The sequence below is a fragment of the Escherichia sp. MOD1-EC6021 genome (assembly GCF_002965245.1).
In the GTDB taxonomy this organism is placed as follows: Bacteria; Pseudomonadota; Gammaproteobacteria; order Enterobacterales; family Enterobacteriaceae; genus Escherichia; species Escherichia coli_F.
This window is the reverse complement of the sequence record NZ_PTRU01000136.1, coordinates 1-366: the sequence shown is the minus strand read 5'-3', so window position 1 is coordinate 366 and position 366 is coordinate 1. Positions and strand designations below refer to the sequence as shown.

The 366-nt window shown below is 49.7% G+C and carries 1 pseudogene; it reads left to right on the top strand.

Annotated elements, in window-relative coordinates:
- Window positions 1-366 (top strand): annotated as a pseudogene (locus tag BEB54_RS28350) (exonuclease); the annotation flags it as partial.

The following is a 366-nucleotide window of genomic DNA, read 5'->3' as shown; positions in this document are numbered from 1 at the left end:
TGGCAACATTCGACGGACATATCGTTGAAGCGTTGATGAAAATGCCAGAAGTTAACGCCATGTATCCGGAGCTTAAGCTGCATGCCATCGGGTGGGTTAAGCATAAATGTAAGCCTGGTGCCAAATGGCCCGAAATTCAGGCAGAGATGCGCATCTGGAAAAAACGTCGCGAAGGTGAACGCAAGGAAACCGGAAAATACACGTCTGTTGTTGATCTCGCCCGCGCCAGAGCCAATCAACAGAACACTGAAAATTCAACAGGAAAAATCAGCCCGGTCATTGCTGCCACTCATCGCGAATACAAGCAGACATGGAAAACACTGGATGACGAACTGGCCTACGCTCTCTGGCCTGGTGATGTGGATG